This window comes from Paenibacillus sp. 1A_MP2, from assembly GCF_052244825.1.
GTDB lineage: Bacteria > Bacillota > Bacilli > Paenibacillales > Paenibacillaceae > Paenibacillus > Paenibacillus vandeheii.
Genome location: NZ_JBQQCS010000001.1, coordinates 2,717,808 through 2,741,381, shown reverse-complemented (window position 1 = coordinate 2,741,381; position 23,574 = coordinate 2,717,808). Strand labels below are relative to the sequence as shown.

Annotated in this window: 18 protein-coding genes and 4 pseudogenes; 5 read left to right on the top strand and 17 right to left on the bottom strand. The window is 46.8% G+C overall.

What is annotated here, in order from left to right; genetic code table 11:
* Positions 1 to 158: 158 nt before the first annotated feature.
* Positions 159 to 1,130, bottom strand: a complete 972-nt coding sequence (locus tag ACTWJ7_RS13440; protein ID WP_443146372.1) for an HAD-IC family P-type ATPase — start codon at positions 1,128 to 1,130, stop codon at positions 159 to 161.
* Positions 1,127 to 3,019, bottom strand: coding sequence for a cation-translocating P-type ATPase (locus tag ACTWJ7_RS13435; protein WP_443145523.1), 1,893 nt, complete (start codon positions 3,017 to 3,019; stop codon positions 1,127 to 1,129). Before ACTWJ7_RS13435 ends, ACTWJ7_RS13440 begins: the two co-directional genes overlap by 4 nt.
* A 312-nt stretch (positions 3,020 to 3,331) precedes the next feature.
* On the opposite strand from ACTWJ7_RS13435, the pseudogene ACTWJ7_RS13430 reads away from it, so the two are divergent.
* Both ACTWJ7_RS13430 and ACTWJ7_RS13425 read left to right on the top strand, forming a co-directional pair.
* Positions 3,332 to 5,097 (top strand): annotated as a pseudogene (locus ACTWJ7_RS13430) (Rqc2 family fibronectin-binding protein).
* A 97-nt stretch (positions 5,098 to 5,194) separates the two neighbouring features.
* Entirely contained in the window at positions 5,195 to 5,641 is a 447-nt protein-coding gene (locus tag ACTWJ7_RS13425; RefSeq protein WP_301877774.1) for a GNAT family N-acetyltransferase, read from the top strand.
* Positions 5,642 to 5,790: 149 nt separating this feature from the next.
* Here the strand turns inward: ACTWJ7_RS13425 and ACTWJ7_RS13420 are convergent.
* The 9 genes and pseudogenes from ACTWJ7_RS13420 to ACTWJ7_RS13380 all read right to left on the bottom strand — a co-directional run bounded on the left by ACTWJ7_RS13420 (position 5,791) and on the right by ACTWJ7_RS13380 (position 14,403).
* Positions 5,791 to 6,650 (bottom strand): annotated as a pseudogene (locus ACTWJ7_RS13420) (PHP domain-containing protein).
* 111 nt (positions 6,651 to 6,761) lie between these two features.
* The gene (locus tag ACTWJ7_RS13415; RefSeq protein ID WP_024631128.1) at positions 6,762 to 7,679 is read right to left on the bottom strand and encodes a selenium metabolism-associated LysR family transcriptional regulator; all 918 of its coding nucleotides are present in this window, start codon (positions 7,677 to 7,679) and stop codon (positions 6,762 to 6,764) included.
* A gap of 130 nt (positions 7,680 to 7,809) precedes the next feature.
* Positions 7,810 to 8,246: pseudogene (locus ACTWJ7_RS13410) on the bottom strand (hypothetical protein).
* 221 nt (positions 8,247 to 8,467) lie between these two features.
* Positions 8,468 to 8,731, bottom strand: coding sequence for a YlbG family protein (locus ACTWJ7_RS13405; protein WP_024631130.1), 264 nt, complete (start codon positions 8,729 to 8,731; stop codon positions 8,468 to 8,470).
* Positions 8,732 to 8,811: 80 nt separating this feature from the next.
* Positions 8,812 to 9,249, bottom strand: coding sequence for a YlbF family regulator (locus ACTWJ7_RS13400; RefSeq protein ID WP_079349549.1), 438 nt, complete (start codon positions 9,247 to 9,249; stop codon positions 8,812 to 8,814).
* A 136-nt stretch (positions 9,250 to 9,385) separates the two neighbouring features.
* Complete coding sequence (locus ACTWJ7_RS13395; RefSeq protein WP_443145522.1) at positions 9,386 to 9,766, bottom strand: hypothetical protein; 381 nt, start codon at positions 9,764 to 9,766, stop codon at positions 9,386 to 9,388.
* A 53-nt stretch (positions 9,767 to 9,819) separates the two neighbouring features.
* Entirely contained in the window at positions 9,820 to 11,235 is a 1,416-nt protein-coding gene (locus ACTWJ7_RS13390) for a helicase-associated domain-containing protein (RefSeq protein WP_443145521.1), read from the bottom strand.
* 123 nt (positions 11,236 to 11,358) lie between these two features.
* Positions 11,359 to 13,034, bottom strand: a pseudogene (locus ACTWJ7_RS13385) (DNA repair helicase XPB).
* Positions 13,035 to 13,233: 199 nt separating this feature from the next.
* Positions 13,234 to 14,403, bottom strand: a complete 1,170-nt coding sequence (locus ACTWJ7_RS13380) for a M20 family metallopeptidase (protein ID WP_301877780.1) — start codon at positions 14,401 to 14,403, stop codon at positions 13,234 to 13,236.
* Between the two features lie 212 nt (positions 14,404 to 14,615).
* On the opposite strand from ACTWJ7_RS13380, the gene ACTWJ7_RS13375 reads away from it, so the two are divergent.
* Positions 14,616 to 14,963: a YugN family protein gene (locus ACTWJ7_RS13375; RefSeq protein WP_053784292.1), complete on the top strand. Its 348-nt coding sequence runs from the start codon at positions 14,616 to 14,618 to the stop codon at positions 14,961 to 14,963.
* Between the two features lie 13 nt (positions 14,964 to 14,976).
* Positions 14,977 to 16,263, top strand: a complete 1,287-nt coding sequence (gene ftsW / locus ACTWJ7_RS13370; protein ID WP_079349553.1) for a putative lipid II flippase FtsW — start codon at positions 14,977 to 14,979, stop codon at positions 16,261 to 16,263.
* Positions 16,264 to 16,419: 156 nt separating this feature from the next.
* Here ftsW and ACTWJ7_RS13365 read toward each other — a convergent pair whose 3' ends face one another.
* Entirely contained in the window at positions 16,420 to 16,782 is a 363-nt protein-coding gene (locus ACTWJ7_RS13365) for an Asp23/Gls24 family envelope stress response protein (RefSeq protein WP_024631137.1), read from the bottom strand.
* Between the two features lie 185 nt (positions 16,783 to 16,967).
* Here ACTWJ7_RS13365 and cax point away from each other — a divergent pair, with 185 nt between their 5' ends.
* Positions 16,968 to 18,038 (top strand): calcium/proton exchanger, encoded by a 1,071-nt coding sequence (gene cax / locus ACTWJ7_RS13360; RefSeq protein ID WP_024631138.1) that lies wholly within the window; start codon positions 16,968 to 16,970, stop codon positions 18,036 to 18,038.
* A 185-nt stretch (positions 18,039 to 18,223) separates the two neighbouring features.
* Here cax and ACTWJ7_RS13355 read toward each other — a convergent pair whose 3' ends face one another.
* The 5 genes from ACTWJ7_RS13355 to ACTWJ7_RS13335 form a co-directional block, all read right to left on the bottom strand.
* Entirely contained in the window at positions 18,224 to 18,517 is a 294-nt protein-coding gene (locus tag ACTWJ7_RS13355) for a YlaN family protein (RefSeq protein WP_024631139.1), read from the bottom strand.
* Positions 18,518 to 18,740: 223 nt separating this feature from the next.
* Positions 18,741 to 18,986, bottom strand: a complete 246-nt coding sequence (locus tag ACTWJ7_RS13350) for an HPr family phosphocarrier protein (protein ID WP_024631140.1) — start codon at positions 18,984 to 18,986, stop codon at positions 18,741 to 18,743.
* 96 nt (positions 18,987 to 19,082) lie between these two features.
* Positions 19,083 to 20,198, bottom strand: coding sequence for an aminopeptidase (locus tag ACTWJ7_RS13345; RefSeq protein WP_079349554.1), 1,116 nt, complete (start codon positions 20,196 to 20,198; stop codon positions 19,083 to 19,085).
* Positions 20,199 to 20,307: 109 nt separating this feature from the next.
* On the bottom strand, positions 20,308 to 21,174 hold the full coding sequence (locus ACTWJ7_RS13340; protein ID WP_301877783.1) for a hypothetical protein: 867 nt from the start codon (positions 21,172 to 21,174) through the stop codon (positions 20,308 to 20,310).
* Positions 21,175 to 21,305: 131 nt separating this feature from the next.
* Entirely contained in the window at positions 21,306 to 23,285 is a 1,980-nt protein-coding gene (locus tag ACTWJ7_RS13335) for a sensor domain-containing diguanylate cyclase (protein WP_301877784.1), read from the bottom strand.
* Positions 23,286 to 23,574 lie beyond the last annotated feature (289 nt).

The window sequence follows — 23,574 nt, the reverse complement described above, 5'->3', positions numbered from 1 at the left end:
TGCCAAAGCGTTATTCTTGCTCCTCTACAGGATACCCCAGGAACATTCATACCCATCATTCCCCAATAGAAAAAGCTATCCTGCAAAATGCCGAGGATTCTCGCCTCGAATCATTTTGAGGATAGCATAACGAAAACGATAAGCAATTGCTATTGATTTTATGCCGAAAACTTTGTACTTTTTGGTACGAAGCGCTCAGGGCCCATCCGGCGACGGTTGCGGCGACCTCCCCACACGCTGCCAATTCCCATGAGGAAGGTTGGAATACCTGCGGCAACGATGGAAATGGCCCATTCGCGCATACCCAGTGGTACTGTTTTGAAGATAGGCTGCAATGGTTCTACATACATAACCGCCAGCATCAGCACGATGGATGAAATGACTGCAAACACCAGGTACTTGTTCTGCAATGGATTCCGGTGGAAAATGGAGCGGGAACTCCGGCAGTCAAATACATGAATGAGCTGCGCCAACACGAGAGTAGCAAAGGCCACAGATTGAGCTTTAATGAGCTGACCCGGTTGATCCGGTGCGGCCTGTAGGGTGAGCCAAAACGCGCCGAGTGTACAAAGTCCGATCAATACACCCCGACTGACGATTTTCCAGCCCAGTCGTCTGGCAAAAATATTTTCCTTGGAGCCACGCGGCTTATGTTCCATCAGATCTTTTTCCGGCTGATCCACACCGAGCGCCATCGCTGGCAATCCATCAGTCACCAGGTTAACCCATAGAATCTGGATCGGCACAAGTGGCAATGGCAAACCCATCATCATCGCGAAAAACATCGTTAAAATCTCGCCTACATTTGATGCCAGCAAATACCGGATAAACTTCCGAATGTTCTCATAAATATTACGCCCTTCTTCGATCGCAGCTACTATAGTAGAAAAATTATCATCACTCAGAATTAATGCCGATGCTTCCTTTGTCACATCCGTGCCTGTAATCCCCATCGCAATACCGATATCTGCCGCTTTGATGGCCGGTGCGTCGTTCACACCATCTCCGGTCATTGCCACGACATGTCCTTTGCGCTGCAACGATTTCACAATTCGCAGTTTGTGCTCAGGCGATACTCGTGAGAATACGTAGATGCCCTCCACCTGTTTATCCAGCTGCTCGTCCGTCATACCCGCCAATTGCTGGCCGCTAAGGGAAGACCCACCCCGGGGAGGATACCCAGCTGCTGGGCGATCGCCTCTGCCGTCGTGCCATGATCGCCGGTAATCATAACGGTACGTATGCCTGCTCTGCGGCAAGTGGCAATGGCATCCCGTGCCTCACGTCGCGGTGGATCAATCATGCCTGCAAGTCCGACAAAGACGAGTTGGTTCTCGGCAGCATGCTCATTCTCCACTTTTTCTTCCGGCCGTACATCGCGATAAGCCATCCCGAGAACCCGCAGCGCAGCCCCAGCCATGCTCTCATTCGCCGCCATGACTTTCTGCCGCAGTGTTCCCGTGAATGGTACAACATTGCCTTCCCACAAAATGTAGCTGCAATGCCCAATCAGCACATCCGGTGCACCTTTGGTGTAGATCATGCGCCCACCCTGATGATGAACCAGAACAGACATCCGTTTCCGATCAGAGTCGAACGGGAATTCCTGCTCACGTGCGTATAACTCTTTGAGCCCAGCAGGGGTAAGACCCATTTTGGAAGCCAGTGTTACAAGTGCTCCTTCCGTAGGATCTCCTTTCAGCTCCCATACGACGCTGTCTTCCTTGACCATTTCCTTTTTATGCTCTTTCTTGGAGTCATGCTTATCATGCTTGCTATCCTTTTTGCTCTCTTTGCCTTTCTTTTTATTCGGCGTGTCATCCGCGATACTCTCAATAATACTGGCATTATTGCATAGCGCACTGATTTGGAGCATTCTTCGCAATGTCTGATCACTCTTCAGCTCCAAGGTACGACCATTCTCCAGCATCTGCCCTTCCGGCGCATAACCATCCCCGGTTACCTTGATGCTGCGTCCCTCCAGCCACACGTCCGTAACTGTCATCTTGTTCTGGGTCAACGTACCCGTTTTATCCGAACAGATGACCGAGGCACAACCAAGGGTTTCGACGGAAGGAAGCTTGCGTACAATCGCTTTGCGCTTGATCATGCGCTGTACACCCAGAGCTAGCGCAATCGTTACAATCGCTGGCAGCCCCTCTGGTATGGCAGCCACTGCGAGGCTGACCCCTGCCAGAAACATGCCTACTGCCGGTTGTCCATGCAGAATACCCGCAACAACAACCATGACGGTTAATCCAAGCGCGACAAAAATCAAAATTCTACCCAACTGCTCCAATCTGTGTTGCAGCGGTGTTTCCTGTTCCTCTGTATTCTGGATCAGATCGGCGATTTTGCCCATCTCGGTACCCATGCCCGTTCGAACTACAACGCCCTTAGCCGTACCGCGAGTGACCATCGTCCCCATAAATCCAATGTTCTTCTGATCTCCAAGCGGCACGTCATCCGCAGCTATGGGATGGCAATGTTTGCTTACAGGAACTGATTCCCCGGTCAATGCAGATTCCTCCACATCGAGGCTGTTCGTGGACAGCCAGCGAACATCGGCAGGAATACGATCACCGCTCTCCACAAGCACGATATCCCCTGGTACCAGGAGCTTGGCTGTAAGATGTACTTCCTGACCCGACCTGAGCACTTTGGCCAGTGGTGCCGATAATTGTTTCAGTGCACGAAGGGAACGCTCTGCCCGGAATTCCTGCACAAAACCAAGAATGGCATTAAGCACGATAATGGCAACAATCGTTACAGCATCCAAATATTCTCCAAGCAATCCGGACACCAGTGTGGCCCCCATCAACACCAGAACCATGAAATCCTTAAATTGATTAAGCAATAATGTAATTGGAGATATGCGCTTTCCTTCACTCAGTTCATTCGAACCGGCTGCCTTCCTCTTTTCTGTTGCAGTCTCTTCAGTTAACCCGTCCTCAAGACTGACGCCAAGAGTGTTGCGAAGCTCTTCAACGCTTAGTTGGTGCCACTTGGTATGTTCCATGCTTCAAAATTCCCTCCCAGTCTGTATTTCCTCTGTAAAACATCAAACTTACTTCACCGGCATGCTCATCAACAGGTTGTACGCGATGCCGGACAAACTACCTGCTCTATATGTATTCGGACAGGACCCTAATTAGCACCCCATGGCGAATCCTTTCCCTGATGGGCAGAATAAGCTAAAATAAAGGTCTGCGGTTATACACGCAGTGGCAATTCGATTTTTGCTGTGCAAACGAATACGAATCTGCAACGGGTTCTTTTTTACATATCCCGGTGTTCATTTCAGTTATAGATAGAGAGGACGTTGAAAAAAATGGCATTGGACGGCATCGTAACACGAGCCATCGTACATGAACTGCAAGGCTGCAAGGGCGGACGGATCAGCAAAATACATCAACCAAACGGCCATGATGTTGTTCTGACCCTCCGTGCTCAGCGTGGAAATAGCAAATTGCTAATTTCGGCCAGCCCAACATATCCGCGTGTGCACTTTACAGAGAAAACGTTTGTTAATCCTACTGAAGCTCCGATGTTCTGCATGCTGCTCCGCAAGCACTGTGAAGGAGCGATCATTGAGGAGATTCGTCAGATTGGCATGGAGCGGATTATCCATATTGACGTGCGTCAGCGCGATGAGCTGGGTGATGTTTCGGTCAAACGGATCATCATTGAACTGATGGGACGTCACAGTAATATTGTTTTGGTCGATCCGATAACGGGAACGATTCTGGATGGTATTCACCACGTAACTCCGTCCATCAGCAGTTACCGGGTCATTATGCCTGGATTTTCGTACACCGAACCACCAGAGCAGCATAAGAGCAATCCACTGGAAGTGAGCAGCATTGAATTTAAAAATAGCTATACTGCTGCTGAAGAAGAAGCCTCTCGTTGGCTGGTAAATTCATTCAGCGGTCTTAGTCCGCTGATCGCAGGAGAGATTACCTCTCGGGTATCTGCCGATCCAGGAGCTGATCAAGCTGCAAGCGAAGGGGATGCTCGAATCGAAGCCGATGCCCTATGGAATGCTTTTGAGTCCATCATGGGGCCAGTTAGAGATAACAGCTACACTCCTGTGACCGGGCTGAATGCCAAAGGCAAAATGATTTTCTCAGCCGTTCAGCTTCAAAGCATTCAGGACGCGGAGAAAACCTATGACACGATAAGCAAGTGTATGGAAGATTATTACGGAGACAAGGCTGAGCGGGATACGGTCAAGCAAAGAGTGAGCGATCTGCTGCGTTTTCTGCAAAATGAGCGCAGTAAAAACATCAAAAAGCTGGACAATCTGAACAAGGATCTGCTGGAAGCCGACGATGCGGATAAATTCAGATTATGGGGCGAGCTGCTGTTTGCCTCCCTGCATCAGGTTAATAAAGGGGACAAAAGTGTGGAGCTTGTGAACTTCTATGATGAAGATCAAGCCAACATTACCATTCAGCTTGACCCATTACTTACACCGTCTGACAACGCACAGCGTTATTTCAAGCGATATAACAAATATAAGAACAGTCTGGCTGTTATTCATGAGCAACTTGGTAAAACGAAAGACGAGATCGACTATCTCGACAATCTGCTGCAGCAGCTGTCTATCGCATCCATGAACGACATCGAGGAAATTCGTGAGGAGCTTGTACAACAGGGGTATCTTCGTGACCGCAACAAAAAAGGCAAAAGAAAAAGAAAAACGACCGACCTACAGTGCATCAGTTTACTTCTTCGGAGGGAATTGAACTTCTCGTGGGCAAAAACAATCTGCAAAATGAGTACGTCACCAACCGTCTGGCTTCTTCCAATGACACCTGGTTGCATACCAAAGACATACCGGGTTCACACGTCGTCATTCGCAGCACAGACTTTGGCGAAGCTACCCTGGAAGAAGCTGCTCAACTTGCGGCTTACTTCAGTCAGGCCAAAGAATCGAGCAGCGTGCCGGTGGATTACACCTTTATCCGACATGTACGCAAGCCAAGTGGCTCCAAACCAGGCTTTGTCATTTATGACCACCAGAAGACCCTGTTTGTGACGCCAAACGAAGAACTGGTTAAGAGTCTGCCATCCACCATCAAAAATGGATAGGATGCTTGCTTTCAATCCTGTTAGACAACGTAAAATCCCCCGGAACAAAAGAATGTTCGGGGGATTTTCTATAAATAAACTTCTAAGGACGTGTCCCATGACTCTACATATCAGACCAACTCAACCTAATGATTTGCTTCCGTTGAGTGGATTAATACACGAGTATGTCGTCGGATTTTATAACAACCCCTGGCCTGGTGATCAGGCAATCGAGCTTTTGATCAAAAACCTGCTTGATCAGCAGATAGGAGTTCAATTTGTTGCAGAACAGGACGGTGAACTCATCGGGTTCGCTACTCTCTATTTTACCTATAGCACGATGAAGGCAAACCGCGTTGCCATTATGAATGACTTGTTTGTGACCGAGGCTTGGAGAGAAGGCGAAGCCGAGGCCAGCCTATTCGAACACTGTCAGCAGTATACACGTGAACACGGATGTGCTTACATGTCCTGGATCACAGCAGCAACCAACGAGCGGGCACAGCAATTATTTGAACGTCTTGGAGCTGCTCGCGGCACCTGGGTGAATTATTCCATCACCTAATTATAGTGGATTCAAAAAAAGGACATAGAGACATGGCTAGTGACTAACGGTCACCCCATTCTATGTCCTTTCATTATTTTCCCGTTTCATTCCGCATGATAACAACCGATTTTTCCCCGAGGCTCACACAAAAATGAAAAGTTTGGAAATCAAGACTTTCCAGCTGCAGCGCGAAGCTCATCAAGCACATCAATGGTTACAGTTTTGCTACCCAGATCCCCGTGGAAAACTACCCCTTGTCTTACACCATGGTAATCCGAACCACCTGTCTGAATGAGCCCAAATTCCCGTGCCAACTCCGCATATCTGTGCTCTTCTTCCGGTCCATGATCCGAATGAACCACTTCAATCCCGTCAGGATGGGAGTCCACCAGAATGCGCCGAACCAATTCATCGTCTCCGTATAAACCAGGATGGGCAATAACCGCAGCACCACCCGCATCTTTAATCCACTGGCATGCATCTTCCGGTGCAACTCGGGGAACCGACACAAATCCAGGTTGGCCTTCAGCCAGATAACGATTGAACGCATCCCTCATATCAGCGGCATATCCTTTCCGTACCAACACATCGGCCATATGAGGTCTACCGATGCTTTCATCCGGTTCCAGCGGTCGGCCAAGGCCATCAATGACTTCCTGCCAGCTAATTTCAAGTCCAAGCTCCTGCAGTTTGGCAATGATCAGATGATTGCGTTCTTCTCTTGCTTCCCGAAGCCCGCGTAGTCGCTCCAGAAATTGCTCATCTTCTGTATTCACATAATACCCAGCACATGAATATCCTTGCCGCCCGCACGAGTACTGATCTCAACTCCTGCAACAACGTCAATCCCATATTCACGGCCCACCCGCTGTGCCTCAGATACACCCGCTACTGTATCGTGATCCGTCAGCGCAACCGCAGACAGTCCTCTTTGTTTGGCGAGCTTCACATTCTCGGCAGGTGGCTGCATTCCGTCCGAAGCTTGGCTATGGGTATGAAGATCACAACGTCCTTGATGATGATTCATAAATAACAACTCCCTTTAATCGGCTCATTATAGGTCAGACCATTGCAATTTATTGCACTCCACCATTCTTTGGATCAATCATGCATTATTCCAGCTCTGCATTTATTGTCCCTATTCCGCCTGTCCTTCTGATGCTGTCTGCTCATGCTGACGCAAATAATTCAGAAAAGCTACTGCCGACAGGGGAAGCAATGAAGACTTCAGATGTATAGCGTAGAACTGTCTTTTAAACTCAAGCCCACGAATATCCACGATATGAACCAGGCCAAGGGCCAATTCGTGCTGAACCGATGACGGAGATAACATCGTGATACCCACACCTGCTTCCACAGCAGATTTCACGGCACCTGTACTGCCAAGTTCCATCACCACATTCATGTCCTGTGGATCTATATTTCTCTTTTGTAACTGATCCTCCATCACCTGACGGGTACCCGAACCTTTTTCCCGCAGCACAAATGCGTAGCTAAGCACATCTTCCAGCTCTACTTCCCCACGATCTGCCAATGCATGCCCTGCCGGAACAACCAGCTTCAATTCATCCTGCATGACCGGCTCTACAATCATATCCGGGTGGTGAACTGGTGCCTCAATGAGTCCGAAGTTTAGCTGATGCTTCAAGATATCGTCCATAATCTGCGTCGTATTCATCACTTTCATGACGATCGAGATATCCGGGTATTGGCGAGCAAAAGGACCCAGCATCCGTGGCAGCACATACTCACCAATCGTCAAGCTTGCCCCGAGCTGCAATCTCCCTTGCAGCATCTGCGTAAATGCAGACATTGCCTCATCGGTCTGTCTGACCAACTCTACACTGCGTTTGGCATGAGGCAATAATGTCCGACCCGCCTCGGATAATTCTATTTTCTTGGTAGAACGGTGCAGCAGCTTGGTTCCAAAATAATCCTCAAGCGATTGGATCTGCATCGTTACCGCAGGTTGTGTCATATGTAGAGCTTGCGCAGCCGCTGAAAAACTCCCCTTTTCTGCAACGGTATAAAAAATATGCAATTGATGAAAATTCATATCTTCGCCCCTCTTCTGTACGCTTTCCCCATTGTAGCCGATTTCTTGAATTCCAACAAAAAAGCATGCAGCTTGTCTGCATGCGATGTAACCTGGATCTATTCATTCAAAAATATGGATTATTCCAAACTCACTTATGCTTGCGACTGTTCTTGACCAGAGTCATTCGTCTTGAATGTCTCAGCCAGGAATAATACGATTTCAGATCCCGCAGTTCAATCGTCTCGGACATTTTCCCCAGAAATGTAACGACAATCATCTTATGAAGCGGATTGCCAGCAATATCATATTCCCCTTCAAGTTCGGAAAATTCAGCAACCACGACCAGATCCTCGTCGATTAGGTAGACATCCTGCTCATTACGGTAGTATGGTGTAATACGGTCCTGCTTCAGACACTCCCATAACCATGCCGCAATATGGTCATCATCATCACGTGCCGGCTCAATACGGTCTGCATACCGCATCTTGGCATGATGGGTAATGACGATGTCGGCCACTTTTTTGTCTCCAAGAGCCACAAAAAAGGCTCGTACGTGCTCCAACGTTGCATCACCTTATCACGCATGGGAATCACTCTCCACCAGATAGGACTTTCTATCTATTTATTTACCCAATATATTACAACATAAGTCCCGCAACCTCAAGGCGTAAGTTCAGATTTTTTCACAAAATCCAGTTTATGCCTAATTCAATAAAAGAGCGGTCCCGAAGGACCCCTCTGGTTAATCGTTTCGAAATGTTCAGTAGCAACAAAAGAAGTTCCCTATACATTCCCAAACCATTTTGTTATATCCCGTAAAAACTTGTTTTGTCCAATGTTTTGCTAGCATACTCTGTTTTGATCTCATTCCGGTAAGAACGTTCGACTTTGCGCACATAGGAAAGTCTGTTCACATTTTTCATCGTATCTTCAGCCCGCTCTGCATTAACATACATGACGACATAATGCATACGGCGGGAGATGTAATGAACGGTACCATACTTTTCGAGATTACGAGCCGCTTTCAAATCACTGACCCATATGATGAATCCTGTCCTTTCCGCAAACATCATTTTCCCCGCCTCTCTATAATGGAGACCGGATCCTCGGAAAGGTCCGGTCTATCATGAATTTATTTTCTTATCCAGCCTTAGCTGCAACCGCACTTGCCTCCGCTACCGCAGCCGCCCTTCGGATTGGGATCATTGCTCGGTACCTTAATGGTCGTTGACACCGCGAATGCAATCGTCTCCGACATCTGGAACAACATATCGTCCAATGCCTTCTCCGCCTGTTTAAAGCGGGCTACCGCCTCGAAACGCTCCAACTCCTGCTCCAAAGCCTGAACCTGATCTTTTGCCGCGTGATAGTCCGGGTGAAAATGCCCAAAACGCTGGGTTTCTTCAAATAATTCCTTCTTGGCGTTCAGCTTGCGTATTCCCACCTGAATTTCAGGGTTCGTCTCCACTTGCTGTTTCCAATATAAATAATCCGATACTTCGGCTGATTGGTTAATCATGTCGCCCAGTTCATATGCGCCCGTTAACACTTGGGCCATATCGACCGTGTTCATTTCCGCTACGCTCATGAAATTCATCCTATCTATATATAAAGTTCTACTTAACGTAGACTACTTCATCATATCATATCCCCGAAAAGTTAAGAAGAGTTTTTCCTGCAAATAGAAATAAGGGGAACAAGGGATCTGCTTTTGCAAAGTCGATTCAAGTTGGAGCATGGTCCGGAATAATCAGTCGTATCTGATTCCATTCGTTAGGCGAAAAAGAGCGACGTTCTGCGTGATTTGTCCCACTATCTGATATGGACCAGCCCGTTAATGTCCAATCTTCATGACCCTGAATCTGATCGGGGATAACATAAACGATATCACTGTCCAGCTTCAGACCCAGTTTTGTCTGCCATTCAATGGCTTTCGCAGTAATCTGACGAGCTGTGGACACATGATATCCTCGCCACTCGTTATGCCACATTTCCGGGATCTCTCCGTATCCGGGAAACAGACCCGATTGCTCTGTAATGGAGTGATCCGGTTCATACGCATGCAGATTAAGTTCGCTTTCAATGAGCCCTACTCTTCCACGCATATAAAAGAGTTCCTTCTCTACCTCAAGTCCGATATTGAACTCATCTGCTCCGACTATGGACTCATCTGCAAAGGCTCCCCAACCTGGGGGTTCAGCTTCTCCTGTAATGCACTTCTTGATTCATATGTCCATATATCCTTTTTGTTGGCTTTATCCACCGACTCATCCAGATCAACGTTCTGGCCTACGTCCATGTGAAGTCTGTTTACCTCCAGTCCCCACTGCTGGATTGCTAGTTCCACATGCTCAGGCACACCCGATCCGGCATATCGGCTAAGGAAGTTTATCATTTCATCGGCTGTAAGACCGAGCTCTGATGCAGCGATGATTCGTTCCTTTGTCATTCGGTATATGGACATGCGATCACGGCTTATAAGCTCTGTACCCATTTCCAGAACCCAACGGACCTGTGGGGTTACATCTGGCGGAACCATAATTTCAAAGTCAGGCTGAACAAAAATCAAATTCCCCCCAGCATTCTCTGCTTCGTCATTCGCAAAATCCTTTAAAATGTCAGGTTCAATCTGCCAACGATAATATAACTCTCCCTCAGCGGACTCCCCTATCTCACCATACCCCAAACCCGCCAGAGCATTAAGCCATCCCCGGATCAATGTCAGAAAGGATGATCCTGATCCTGAAGCACCTTCACTCTCTCTAATCTCATTTGCCTCTTCAAACCCAACATGATCTACGGTTCCTGCCATAATACTCAACCAATCATTCTCTCGGAAATCAAACATCATTAATTGATAACGAAAATGCTGAAGATTGGGCTCTGCTAAGCCATATTGGTCCATGCATACACTATAGATTTCTCGATGCATTGAAGACCACGACAATGTTAACCAATGATCAAGATGGTCAGGGGACACCTGCATCCGGTTGTGCGTCTTTTCAATCAAACCCAGACGGAGCAGCATATCAATAATAATGGCTACATGGACTGGATAGACATCTGCGTGATCGTAGCGAATACCTAATCCAGAGAAGTCTTCAGGTGCCAGAACTGTCATGCGACTTAATCGCTGCACCATTCTCTTGTGGATAGTCCCTTTACTTGTTAATGGAAGTCCTCCTTTCGCTTGACCTTCTCTTAGCATCCAAGCCAATACATGAAGAAGCTCAGCAGCAATATGGGGTTTTCCCTCTCCAACAATCTTCACACTTCGGACTTCATTACTGGATTTGGACTTATGAAGTGCATCTTCATCCTGTATTACATTCACCTTCTGCTGAACAAACGTTCCAACCCTTGCTGCATAGGGAATTGTTAACAAAGAAAGCAGTGAATCCGGTATGTAATACAGACGTTCGCCCCACGACTTGCACACAGCTTTGATCCATCCTTTGTGCCGAAGTGTTATAAATGCTGTCACTGCTTCAGCTCTGCTAAGACCATCCGCTGCCCACTCTGCTGGTGTCATCATGTTGGAAAAGGGTTGTCCGGCATATTTGCAAAAAATCACTCCAAGTACCGTTCTTTCAACGCATGATAGCTCTTGGAATGAATTCATATCTAGATTACTTTGTGTATGCATGGCTTATCTTGCCTTTCCCATTATTTTAGTTGGTGATGTGAACTGATCTTTTCATTGCAATTCCTGAACAATTTTGTATTCATATCCTTGCTCGACCAGAAACATTTGACGCCGTAATGCAAACTCCTGTTCCTTACTATCCTCAGATACAAGGGCATAGAAATAAGCTTTATTTTCTCCTGACTTTGGCCTTAGAATCCGCCCCAATCGCTGGGCTTCTTCCTGCCTTGAACCGAAACTTCCGGATATTTCAAGTGCAACAGCTGCATCTGGCAAATCTACGGCAAAGTTGGCAACCTTGGATACCACTATCGTTTTGATTTCCCCCCGTCTGAACGCTGCATACCATTTTACCCGTTCTTGCTGGGACATTGTGCCCGAAATGAGGGGAGCTTCAATTTCCCGGGCAATGCTCTCAAGCTGATCCAAATACTGTCCGATGACAAGTGCCGGCACCCCTTCATGATGGTCCAATATCCGTTTGATCACAGCCAATTTGGCCGGATTTTCGGCTGCAAGACGAAACTGATGCTTCACCTCAGCTTCCAGATAGTTTGATCGTAGTTCAGGAGAGAGGGGGATACGTATCTCCTGACACTGTACATCAGCAATCCAACCTTGTTGCTCCAATTCTTTCCACGGCATGTCATATAATTTCGGGCCAATAAGTGAGAATACATCCTGTTCACAGCCATCCTCACGCACCAATGTTGCTGTTAATCCCAGTCTTCTTGTTGCCTGAATATCTGCAGTAGCACGGAATACAGGCGCTGGCAGCAGATGAACCTCATCATAAATGATAAGCCCCCACTGGCGTTCACTGAGCAATTTGATATGCGTAAAATCAGCATCTTTGGATTTTCTATGCGTAAGAATCTGATAGGTAGCCACAGTCACAGGTTTAACCTGTTTTTCTGACCAGAATACTCACCAATCTGTTCACTCGTTATCGTTGTTTTGTCCTGCAATTCCTGAATCCATTGCCTCACAGATGTGGTATTCGAGGTCAAAATAAGGCATTCACACTGCAGACGTTCCAATACGGCCATCCCAATAACCGTTTTGCCTGCACCGCAGGGAAGAACGAGCAGGCCACTTCCTCCCATACCCTCGCTACCTTCAAAAGCATCCACAGCATCTCGCTGATACGGTCGCAACCCGAAACCTTCTGAACTTCCGCCTGAAGTATTCGCTCGCCATTCAAACGGAAGGCTTGTTCCTTCCCGATATCCCGCATAATCCAGCACCGGGTACCCCAAACGGGTCAATTCACGCTTCAGCAATCCGCGCTGCTCCCCGCCAAGCACGAGCTCATGGGAATCGACACGTTCCATCCGAAAAGCCGAGATGGTCTTCATACCGCTTAATTCATCCAGCAATCCCTCATCTTCACTCACGAGACGCATCCTCTTGTGATCGGCCTCTGGCTGCAATTTCAACTTTCCATATTGATCAATAATCCGTTGGATATCCTGAATAAGGGCGGCAGGAACATTCCAACGTGACACTGATTCCAGACTTGCAATCACTTGATCAGCACTCCATCCAAGTGCAGCAGCGTTCCACAGCGATAATGCAGTAATTCTATAGGTATGGAAAGCCGCAGGTGTCTTCACCAGTTCGGCATACATCCCCAGTTGAGCTCGGGCCTGATCAAATCCAGGATGACCCACTTCAAGCAATACTGTAAAATCCCGCTGGACAATGCAGGCATCCGTTTTCCCCATTCCGCTTCCTCCTTATTTTGAAATTGTGCTATCAGTTTTCTAAATGAAAGACATCACAAAAAGTTCAGTTCCGGTGTCTTCCGAAATTGAACCTGTTTAGTACAACAGTTCGACCTTACCTTAACCTTTAGATAGACCCTACAAAAAAAAGCACCCTGCTCATACTTTCGTATGAATAGGATGCCCAACTATACTCAAATCATTCGGCTGTATATCCTTTAGCCATTGCTATAAATAGTTTTACAGCATTCTGCATGGCATCCTCATCAAAGTCAAACTTGGGATGATGATGCGGATAGACGGCATTCTTCTCCGGGTTACCTGCTCCGACAAACATAAAGCAGCCCGGAATCTGCTGCAGGTAATACGCGAAATCTTCAGCCGGCATAAGCATCGGTGACTTCTGTACATGGTCTGCACCAAATACATCCACCGCTTCCCTGAAAAATCGTGCCGTCTCCTGCTCATCATTCACGACTGGAGGATACCCCATAATATAGTTCAATTGTGTCTCTGCACCATAGATCGCCCCTGTCTGAGCAACGACCGTATGCACACGTTCTTTCATGATACTGCGTGTCTCTTCGTCGAACGTTCTCACCGTACCCGTCATTTTGCACGACTCGGCGATGATATTCTGTGCAGCCCCCGCCTGCATCGTACCAATCGTTAACACTGCTGGACGCAACGGATCCACCGAGCGACTGACAACCGTCTGCAATTGCATCACAAGAGCCGATCCCGCTACCAGACTGTCCACTGTAGATTGCGGCATGCCGCCATGACCGCCTTTGCCTTTGATTTCAATATAGAAATCATCTGCCGCTGCCATCATCGGCCCCGGAGTACTCGCAGCTACGCCAACTGGAAGTGGGGTCCACAGATGAATGCCATAGATGACATCTACCCCTTCCAGTCCACTGTCTGCAATAACCTTGAGCGCCCCACCTGGAAGCAATTCCTCTGCAGGTTGGAACAAAAAACGAATCTCACCCTTAATCTCATGTTTATGGCGACTGAAATACAGTGCCGTGCCCAGCAAAATGGATATGTGCCCATCATGGCCACAGGCATGCATGGCCCCTGCTTGCTGCGATGCGTATTCCACATCCTTCTCATCCTGAATCGGAAGTGCATCCATATCCGCACGAAGCATTACGACAGGTCCTGGCTTGTCCCCACGGATGGAGCCTATAACTCCGTGCCCGCCTACGTGTTGTTTTACTTCAACTCCAAAGCTCTCCAGCATACCCGCTACAAAAGAGGATGTCTTCTCCTCATGAAAGGAAACCTCAGGATTCCGATGAAGATGACGACGCCATTCTACCATGTGGATCTGCAGATCATCCCACCATATATTATTTGTCATGTCTCTCCATCCTTTCGCTCTCTGAACGGGACTTTCATCAAGCCCGAACCTTCCTCTTGAAACCTATTGCTGTATATTGTAGCAGAATTGGAAGAAAACCGATACGAATCACCGCTTGAAAGCTTGCACGGGAAGGGGAAACATACTATCATAAACTAGAGAAAAGAACGAGAATTTTACTCTCGGAAGCTTATGAGGAGGATCAGACGCTTATGATTTTTGAGAATACAGGCTTGGATGGCTTGAAGAGCGACTTGGCATACCTGGATGAGAGCGCCGAGAAAGTCGGATTTGTCCGGTGGCAATGGGAATATTATCGTGCTACATATGACTACAAAATTGAAGATGAACAAACCAAATCGGAATACTTTGTACGTATTAATACCCGTGCGATCGATGGCAAACTCGAAAAACCGGATACGGTTCTCGCAGTTGAAGCTGTTTATCTTGGAAAAGCAACTTTTCCGCATGGTCTGGATTATGACTCTACCGTACCGCAGCCAGTCGTGAAGCTGGCGGCCCAAAAATTACAGCAGCTTAAAGAACTGCTGGAAGCTTAGGCTGGGCCGAATCATGAAACAACAAACGGCCCAAACGAAAACGAAGAGAGGCACGCCGGATTTTCAACTGCTAATCCTCACTTTATTGTTGGTGGGCTTCGGACTGGTGATGGTGTTCAGCTCCAGTTCCAGCATTGCAATTGCAAACAAAAGTTTCAACAATGATGCCCTGTACTTCACGAAAAAACAACTTATGTGGGCGGTTATCGGTTTAGTGGGCATGTTTTTTGCCATGAATATCCGATTTAACAAATACAAAAAACTTTATGCACCGTTTTTCCTGTTCACCACGGTATTACTCCTGATTGTTTTGGTTTCAGGCAAGGTGCTGAACGGCGCACGAAGCTGGATTCACATTTTTGGCTTTAGTATACAGCCCGCAGAGTTTGCCAAAATCGCTATTATTCTGTACCTCGCTGCACTTATTACCAAAAAAGGGGAACGGTTCAGGGATCTTAAGACAGGATATATTCCCGTGCTGGTTATTGTCGGGTTTATTGCCGGGCTAATTATGCTGCAGCCGGACTTTGGTACATGCTTCATTCTCGTGGCTACTTGCGGTCTGGTCATCTATGCAGGTGGCGCCAGCATGAAACATATTATGGGTTCCATCCTGCTGGTTGTGCTGGGAGCAGCATTGGCGCTTGGAGCGAACGCCCTGTTTTCTTCTATGGCTTCTTCAGATACTGTAGATAACACCACAACTACGGAGGCTGCACAGAACTACAAAATCGGGCGGATTCAGGCATTTTTGAATCCATTATCCGATACGACAGGCGGAAGCCTTAATCTCTATCGCTCCCTTGTTGCAATCGGTGATGGAGGCATCACCGGCTCTGGAATCGGACAAGGCACGATGAAACTGCATTACTTGCCAAATGCTTATAACGACTTCATTTTCTCCGTCATTGGAGAAGAGCTGGGCTTTGTTGGAACTGCCCTGTTCCTGTTGGTCTACCTTTACTTCATTTGGCGAGGCATTATCGTCTCCCTTCGCTGTCCCGATCCATTTGGGACACTGGTCGGTATTGGGATTATGGGATTAATTGCGATTCAGGCCTTTATTAACATTGGGGGCGTGACCCAGACCATTCCCGTGACAGGGGTTACCCTTCCGTTTATCAGTTATGGCGGTACCTCACTCTTTGTGATGATGGTAGCCATGGGTATTCTGCTCAGCATCTCTCGTACCAATAACTTGGACGTCATCAAGGAAGAAAAAACAAAGTCGGTGACGGTTCAAACATCACGTACCTCTCCCGCACTTCGTTCACGTGAATCCATTCGCCGAATTCGGTAATGAGAAGGAACGGTATACGAATGGTTTTGGAACAAAATGAAGTAAACACAAAAAGACTTCGCATCGATTTCGATGCGAAGTCTTTTTGGTGTTGTCTATCTAGATGAAGAACCAGGTTCAATGTACTGCTGTTCTTCCATCGCGGATTGCTAAAGTTTACAGATCGTCGCCTCTGAAAGATACGCCTTCTACCTTTACATTGACTTCAACAACACGTAATCCCGTCATGGTCTCTACCGCTTCTCTTACATTTTGTTGAAGCATGCGGGAAACTTCATGAATCGGTGTCTCGTACAGGACGATGATGCGCAGATCAATGGCTGCTTCCAGCTGGCCGACCTCCACGCCTACGCCTTTCTGTACGTTTTTACCGCTCAGGCGCTTGGCCCAGCCCTCTGACAATCCTCCAGACATTGCGGCAATTCCGGGTGTCTCCATCGCAGCCATTCCGGCAATTTTCGCCACTACGTCATCGGCAATCCGGATGTTTCCGCCCTCTAGTTGAAGTTGTTCTGCCATGCCACATCCTCCTTCACTTCGTTACTCGTATTTTAAATCCTTTCCACCCCAAAAAGCAAATTAAACTCAAAAAGATGCGTTTACAACCTACCACGATTTGGTTATATTGAAATATGAAAATATTCTCATAAACCGTTCTATGATGTCGTTTAAAACAAAATAATTAGATAACCGAGGTGTTAGTTGTGAGAAACCGGATTTCATCCATTTTGCTGATTGCTTTTTTTGCGCTCAGCGCCGTCGCCCACTACATGAAATGGGATTCGATTCTGCAATTCGTCATTTCAGCCATTTCGGTTATTTTTGTGGCCGGTTTTTTAGGAAAAGCCACGGAAAATGTAGCCCATTATGCCGGACAGCGGTTAGGCGGATTTTTGAATGCAACATTCGGTAATGCCGCCGAATTGATTATCGCCATTTTTCTCGTCAAAGAAGGACTGTTTGACATGGTTAAGGCCAGTTTGACAGGCTCGATTATTGGTAACCTGCTGCTGGTGCTTGGTTTAAGTATTTTTGCGGGAGGACTCAAGTTCAAAATTCAGAATTACAATGTATCACTTGCCGGTTTAAACGGCTCTCTTATGATTGTAGCCATCATTGCGCTGTTTATTCCAGCTGTCTTCCTGAATACCCATTCCATCACACAGAAGGATACCAATACACTCAGTCTCATTGTCGCAGGTTTGCTGATCCTTGCTTACATAGCTTGGTTATTGTTCTCGATGGTCACACACAAGAACTATCTCGCAGATGTCACTGTGGATGCAGATGAAGAGTTGCCGCATGAACATGCACCCGAGTGGTCCAAGAAAAAATCAATTCTCTATCTCGTTCTTGCCACTGTCATGGTTGCCTTCGTCAGTGAATGGCTTGTTGGCACACTTGAGGTGTTTACTGAACAATTCGGACTCAGCGAACTGTTCGTCGGTGCGTTCCTCGTTGCCATTATCGGTAACGCAGCAGAGCATAGTGCAGCCATCATGCTTGCCATGAAAAACAAAATTGGCGCCGCCGTAGAGATTGCGGTCGGCAGCAGTTTGCAAATCGCACTCTTTGTTGCTCCTGTGCTCGTATTTGTCAGCTACTTCACAGGCAGAACGATGGACATTGTGTTTACAACGATTGAGCTGGTAGCCATTGGCGTAGCCGTATTTATAGCCAAATCCATCACCCAGGACGGTTCAACGAACTGGTACGAAGGTCTGCTCCTGATGGTTGTGTATATTATTTTGGGTGTATCGTTCTTTCTGGTATAACATACTTCACTCGTACGATGTGATAGACCATTTAGCGCAAAAGGCAGCCTGGAAACGCATTTTCCAGGTTGTTTTTTTCATTTATCCCTCCGCCTCTATCCCACCAACCTATCTACCAATTCAACCGCACAAAAAAAGCATGCAAATACCTGCATGCCTTCTATTCTGACCCGCGCTATTGCAGGCTATTGCTCATTCTTCTTGTTCAAAGCTTCATATAGAATTGCCAGATTCCGCTCAAGCGCGCTTACCAGCTGCTTACCAGCACCTTCTGGAAGAAGCCCTGCACGAACAGCAAAATCGACTTCCTTGGAGAACCCATACATCTGTGTATCCAATACTTCCTCATAGAGAGGGCAGTAGCGGGTAGCCAGATTCTCCATCTGTACTTCAATAAGCTTCTGTATTTTATCTGCATCTTCTTGAAGAAGACTGATCGCTTTCAAGTGCAACTGGTCCTGCAGATCAGATGAAGTCATGCATTTTTCCCCTATGTCCCAAAAATCGCGTAAAGACGTTCTACCTCTAATATTAGACGAAATCAGGAGCTAATACAAGAACCTGACCAAAATAACCATACATTCTGAAGAGCTTTATTCTTGCCTAATCTCCCTATTTTACAGAGGTCTTGCCGTACACCTGAATGATCTCATGCCAAAAAAGCACCTCTGCCATAATAGGCAGAGATGCTTCTTAGTGCCATTACTCGGATGCGATACTCACATTCAGTCCATGTTTGGCAAATACTTCTGACATAGCTGCTTTGGCTTCAGCTGCATCCGGGCCATGAACGTGCAGTTCATAGCTGTGCGTGCTGATCAGCGTTGTAAACAGCCCGAGAATACTTTTTACATCGATATACTTGTTCTCTGAATGAAGTACGATTGAAGAAGTAAATTTGCTCGCTGTTTGAGCAATTTCAACTACCGCTGCGTTATTACTCGACATAGGAATCCCTCCGTCTTTTCACTTTTGGTATCATCTATTAATTACCACTACATGATACCGTGAATCCGCTTTCCTAGCAACAGCAAAATACTGTTCCTACTTCAGGTTATCCGGATTAAGGCATTCCAGCTCAGGAATAACGAAAATACCGTCTTTACGGATCAATACATCGTCAAAATAAATCTCGCCACCGCCGTAGTCCGGACGCTGGATCAACACCAGATCCCAGTGAATGGATGAGCGGTTTCCATTATCTGTTTCTTCATAAGCCTGTCCTGGCGTAAAGTGCAGGCTGCCTGCGATTTTTTCATCAAACAGAATGTCCTTCATCGGATGCAGGATATGTGGATTGAATCCAATCGCGAATTCACCGATATGACGAGCGCCATCATCTGAATTCAGAATTTCATTCAGACGTTCTGTATCGTTGCTCGTTGCTTCAACAATTTTACCGTCTTTGAAGGTGAATTTGATATTCTCAAAAGTAACCCCGTTATAAAGCGTTGGCGCGTTATAACTAATCGTTCCGTTCACGGAATTACGGACAGGGGCACTGTACACTTCGCCATCCGGAATATTTTTTTGCCCAGAACATTTCTCTGCACCGATATCTTTAATGGAGAAGCTCAGGTCTGTTCCCGGTCCAGTGATACGCACTTTGTCTGTGCGTTTCATCAGGTTAGCCAGTGAATCCTGCGCTTTATCCATTTTGGCATAATCCAGGTTGCATACGTCAAAGTAGAAATCCTCAAACGCTTCTGTGCTTGTATTAGCCAACTGTGCCATGCTTGCATTCGGGTAACGAAGCACAACCCATTTCGTATGTTTTACCCGTTGCTCGCTATGTACCGGATGGGAATAAAGTGAATTGTACATTTTCATTTTTTCTTCCGGTACATCGGACAGATCATTTACGTTCTCCCCAGCACGAATACCAATGTAACAATCCATTTGTTTCATCCGGTTCAGATCGATCTCTGCCCAGGTTTTCATCATCTCTTCTGTCGCATTTTTGAACATCGCACGCTGTACTGTCTTGTCAGTCAGCTGTACAAAGACGTTACCGCCCTTTTTGCCTACTTCTTCAATAATTGCATTAATCAGATCACGTTCTGTACCGATCATCTCTACCAGCACATTCTCGCCGGGTTGTACATCTACAGAATAGCCCACCAGATTGGCTGCGAGCTTCTGAATTCTTGGGTCCTTCATCTTGTAAACTCCTCCTGTCATCTGCCATTCCTGAATTGAACAACGGTAAATTACGATACTATTGTAGCACGCTACAACCATCCCGTCAGCAGGCAGTCCCGCAATTTATTTACTCATAGGACCTGAAGTTTACATCTGTGACAAGGGCTTCTTTATTCTTTTTGCTGTTCATATCCTTATAACTCACCTGGCTTTCTGAGGACAGACGCAAGGGCAAGCTGGTTTTCCGATCCACGGTTAGATGATACACCGTATGTACCTCGGCCTGTTTCATCATCTCTTGCATCGATGTTTCCCCTTGCTCCCACACTTTGCTCAGATCCTTCTCAAGCTCCTCCTGACTGCCTCCCTTAACTGTAGCTGCCTTGTGCATATACTCTGCCCGGATTGCGTTCATCTCGTCGTTAAGCTGCGCGAGCGCCCAGGTTTTGGCATCTTTCGGTTCGAGTTCAATCCGCAGTATTTTTGTTCGATGGCCTGAACCGTATTCGGACTTTATCGTTTTGTTCAACCGATCGATACTTTCCATTTGAGCAATGGGATTAAAGCGGGACAGCGAGCCGCGGAGAGGCTCATGCTCAGCAGTTAAAGCCATCCATTGTCCTTGTTTTCGTACAAAAGAAGCGCTAAATCCGCTTGGTTGACCGCTATTGTTAACAGCCTTGGCATTCACTCCTTTTACTCCCGTTCCGGCAGCAGTCACAGCTCCAGGTAGTCTCGTTTGCAAGGTCAAGCGGTCATGATCCTCCAGCTTGCCTTCAAATTTGAACTGATTTTCGAACAACCCGCTGCTTTCACGTCGCAGTCCCGCTTCCCCGTCAAAACTCAGCTTTTCTTTGCCTGCTATTCCTGATAAAGCCAGTGAGAATAATTCCTCGGGACTTCGATCACGCTCTAACAATCCACAACCAGGAGCACATAACACAACAATACTTAGAATCAACAATAGCCCACGTATAGACCGACGCTTCAACATGTTTTATTCCACCCTTCCGTCAACTTTCTCCATAGCCTGCCCCTCCCTTATTTGCTTATACTTCCTTCCTTTGGCATCGCCATTTCAAAAAAATAAAGAGAGGACGACTCCGCAATCGGAATAGTCCTCTCTTAACGTGTAACTTCCTGTTCTTCCATGACGATCCGGTTTCGACCGCCATGCTTCGCATCATACAGAGCCATATCAGACCGGTAAAATAACGATTCCACACTGACTTTCTCATCCATCCAGTTCCATTCCGCAATACCACTGGATACGGTCACCGGAGGCCTTGTCTCTTCAGCAACCCTCGTACGAATGATCTCGGCATATTCCAGTGCCTGACGAGCACCAATCTGGGGCATATAGATGGCCAGCTCTTCCCCGCCCCATCGGGCACAGATGTCCTCAGGTCTGACTGAACTCGTTACAATGTCGCTCACCTGCTTCAATACCTGATCACCTGTTTGGTGCCCAAATGTGTCATTCACCTGCTTGAACTGGTCAATGTCCACGACCACCAGCGCCCCACAGAAATCATGGGCCTGACGTTCATGGATCACACTATCCAGATAATGCCTTACATACAGCCCTGTGAGCATATCTAGGTTTGCCAAGCGTCGTACCTCGGCATGAAGTGTTGCATTGGAAAGTGCAAGTCCTATATGAATGGACAGCATCTGCAACAGACGATAATTTTCGTACGAAAAATACTGTGTTTTGGGATGTCCCAGTAGAATGGCGCCCTTCACTTCACCATTCACCCGAACGGGCGAGGCTATTAGTGACATTGAACCGGTAATATCCATGAAGACGGATGACACTTTATCATAATCCGCATAATTGGATAGAATGAGCGGTTCTTCTGTCTCATACAGCACCCCTGCGATTCCGTAGTCTATTGGAAATGATTTGCGGCTTAACTCATTTACATTGGATGACATCACTTCGAAATGACTCGTAGTGTCATCCAGTTGAAGGATACAGCAGGATTCAGCCTGAAAGATGTCCTTCAACTCCTGCTCGGAGAATTGATAGATCTCCATCAGCTGCAGGCTCTTATTCAAACGTTGTGTCAGATCATTGATTAGACGAAGTTCCTGGATTAACATATTCGATTGCTCGTGCAGCTTGGCATTTTCAAAGGCAGTTCCGGCTGTATCCGCCATCATCGTAATGAGTTGCAGATCGGAATCTTCCATTAACTCCTCATTCATCTCAATGTGAAATACACCATAGATCCCTTGCTTGCCTTTTAGAGGAAGGCCAACCTCCAGAATGCGATGCTCACCTTCACGTGCCCGAACAACAATGAGCTTGCCCTCCATGAACGATTGTACACAGATGTCTTCTCCACGCTCATGAACAAGCAGCGGCTTGATACGAGGGTTAAGGCTGCTCTGATCCTGAGACATATACAGTGTCATGCCCGTCGTTGGATATAAGTAGTCGATGCTGTCAAACACTTCATCCAAAATGGCGTCCACATCCATCTTGTCATGCATCCGTTGAACGATTTGGAACAGAATCGACCTTCGGTGTTCTTCACGGGCAGTTTGTTCATGAGCATGTAACATGTCCGTCATAAATATGTATTCAAATCTTCGGTAAAAGCAGGTACGATAATGCAATGCCTCCGATCGAACAACGGCTTCAGACGTGTCATCTCGATTTTGCTCGTAGGTTACAGCAGTGAAGACAGCAAACATATCCTTGTTTGTCCTGGAGAAAAGTGGCTCAGCCATTAGATGATATTCTCCATTTTCAGTGGTTCCACGTAACGACTGTGCCTGTCCAGATTCAAGACATTGCATTACAGTCGAATGTACGTCCAGCGGAGGAGCCCCTTCTTTTCCTTGCCCCATACAGATCCCTTCTGTATTCCATACGTTGTATATTATCGATGATCTGTCTGAGTGTGGCCGTCGTTGGGTATACCAGTCGGTATACGCTTGTTGCAGAAGGCTTCCCAGATATGAAAAATCAAAAGGTGTGATATCCATTTTTTGCATCCAGAATACATGCGCTTCGTGAGGAGCGGCAGAAGATGCGGAATCGCCCGAACTTCGCGAATTCAAGCTGGCGGGTTTACTTCTTAGATGTTCTAACATGTCAGGCGCTCCTTTGCACCGTTTTTGCATCCACTCGGATGCATTAATCTGCAGACGTTATCGCAAACCTGCAAATTCTATGCGATAACCTTAATGTACAAGATCATTTAAAGTTAAGATACAATCTATTTTACTCTCTTTAAAGGTTTTTTGCATCCATATTTCAGAAAATTGTCCCATTATTTTGGGCCTAATGACCTATCGACAAATTTAGACGTTTTTTTGCTTTTATCACATGCTTGACTTTGGTTCTAGTAAACTGTAAAATAAATTGTTGATGAAGACTACT

Coding starts and splice junctions, on each gene's coding strand:
- ACTWJ7_RS13440 (WP_443146372.1), bottom strand. CDS start 1,130: ATGACGGACGAGCAGCTGGATAAACAGGTGGAGGGCATCTACGTATTC.
- ACTWJ7_RS13435 (WP_443145523.1), bottom strand. CDS start 3,019: ATGGAACATACCAAGTGGCACCAACTAAGCGTTGAAGAGCTTCGCAAC.
- ACTWJ7_RS13425 (WP_301877774.1), top strand. CDS start 5,195: ATGACTCTACATATCAGACCAACTCAACCTAATGATTTGCTTCCGTTG.
- ACTWJ7_RS13415 (WP_024631128.1), bottom strand. CDS start 7,679: ATGAATTTTCATCAATTGCATATTTTTTATACCGTTGCAGAAAAGGGG.
- ACTWJ7_RS13405 (WP_024631130.1), bottom strand. CDS start 8,731: ATGTTTGCGGAAAGGACAGGATTCATCATATGGGTCAGTGATTTGAAA.
- ACTWJ7_RS13400 (WP_079349549.1), bottom strand. CDS start 9,249: ATGAGCGTAGCGGAAATGAACACGGTCGATATGGCCCAAGTGTTAACG.
- ACTWJ7_RS13395 (WP_443145522.1), bottom strand. CDS start 9,766: ATGCGTGGAAGAGTAGGGCTCATTGAAAGCGAACTTAATCTGCATGCG.
- ACTWJ7_RS13380 (WP_301877780.1), bottom strand. CDS start 14,403: ATGACAAATAATATATGGTGGGATGATCTGCAGATCCACATGGTAGAA.
- ACTWJ7_RS13375 (WP_053784292.1), top strand. CDS start 14,616: ATGATTTTTGAGAATACAGGCTTGGATGGCTTGAAGAGCGACTTGGCA.
- ftsW (WP_079349553.1), top strand. CDS start 14,977: ATGAAACAACAAACGGCCCAAACGAAAACGAAGAGAGGCACGCCGGAT.
- ACTWJ7_RS13365 (WP_024631137.1), bottom strand. CDS start 16,782: ATGGCAGAACAACTTCAACTAGAGGGCGGAAACATCCGGATTGCCGAT.
- ACTWJ7_RS13355 (WP_024631139.1), bottom strand. CDS start 18,517: ATGACTTCATCTGATCTGCAGGACCAGTTGCACTTGAAAGCGATCAGT.
- ACTWJ7_RS13350 (WP_024631140.1), bottom strand. CDS start 18,986: ATGTCGAGTAATAACGCAGCGGTAGTTGAAATTGCTCAAACAGCGAGC.
- ACTWJ7_RS13345 (WP_079349554.1), bottom strand. CDS start 20,198: ATGAAGGACCCAAGAATTCAGAAGCTCGCAGCCAATCTGGTGGGCTAT.
- ACTWJ7_RS13340 (WP_301877783.1), bottom strand. CDS start 21,174: ATGTTGAAGCGTCGGTCTATACGTGGGCTATTGTTGATTCTAAGTATT.
- ACTWJ7_RS13335 (WP_301877784.1), bottom strand. CDS start 23,285: ATGTTAGAACATCTAAGAAGTAAACCCGCCAGCTTGAATTCGCGAAGT.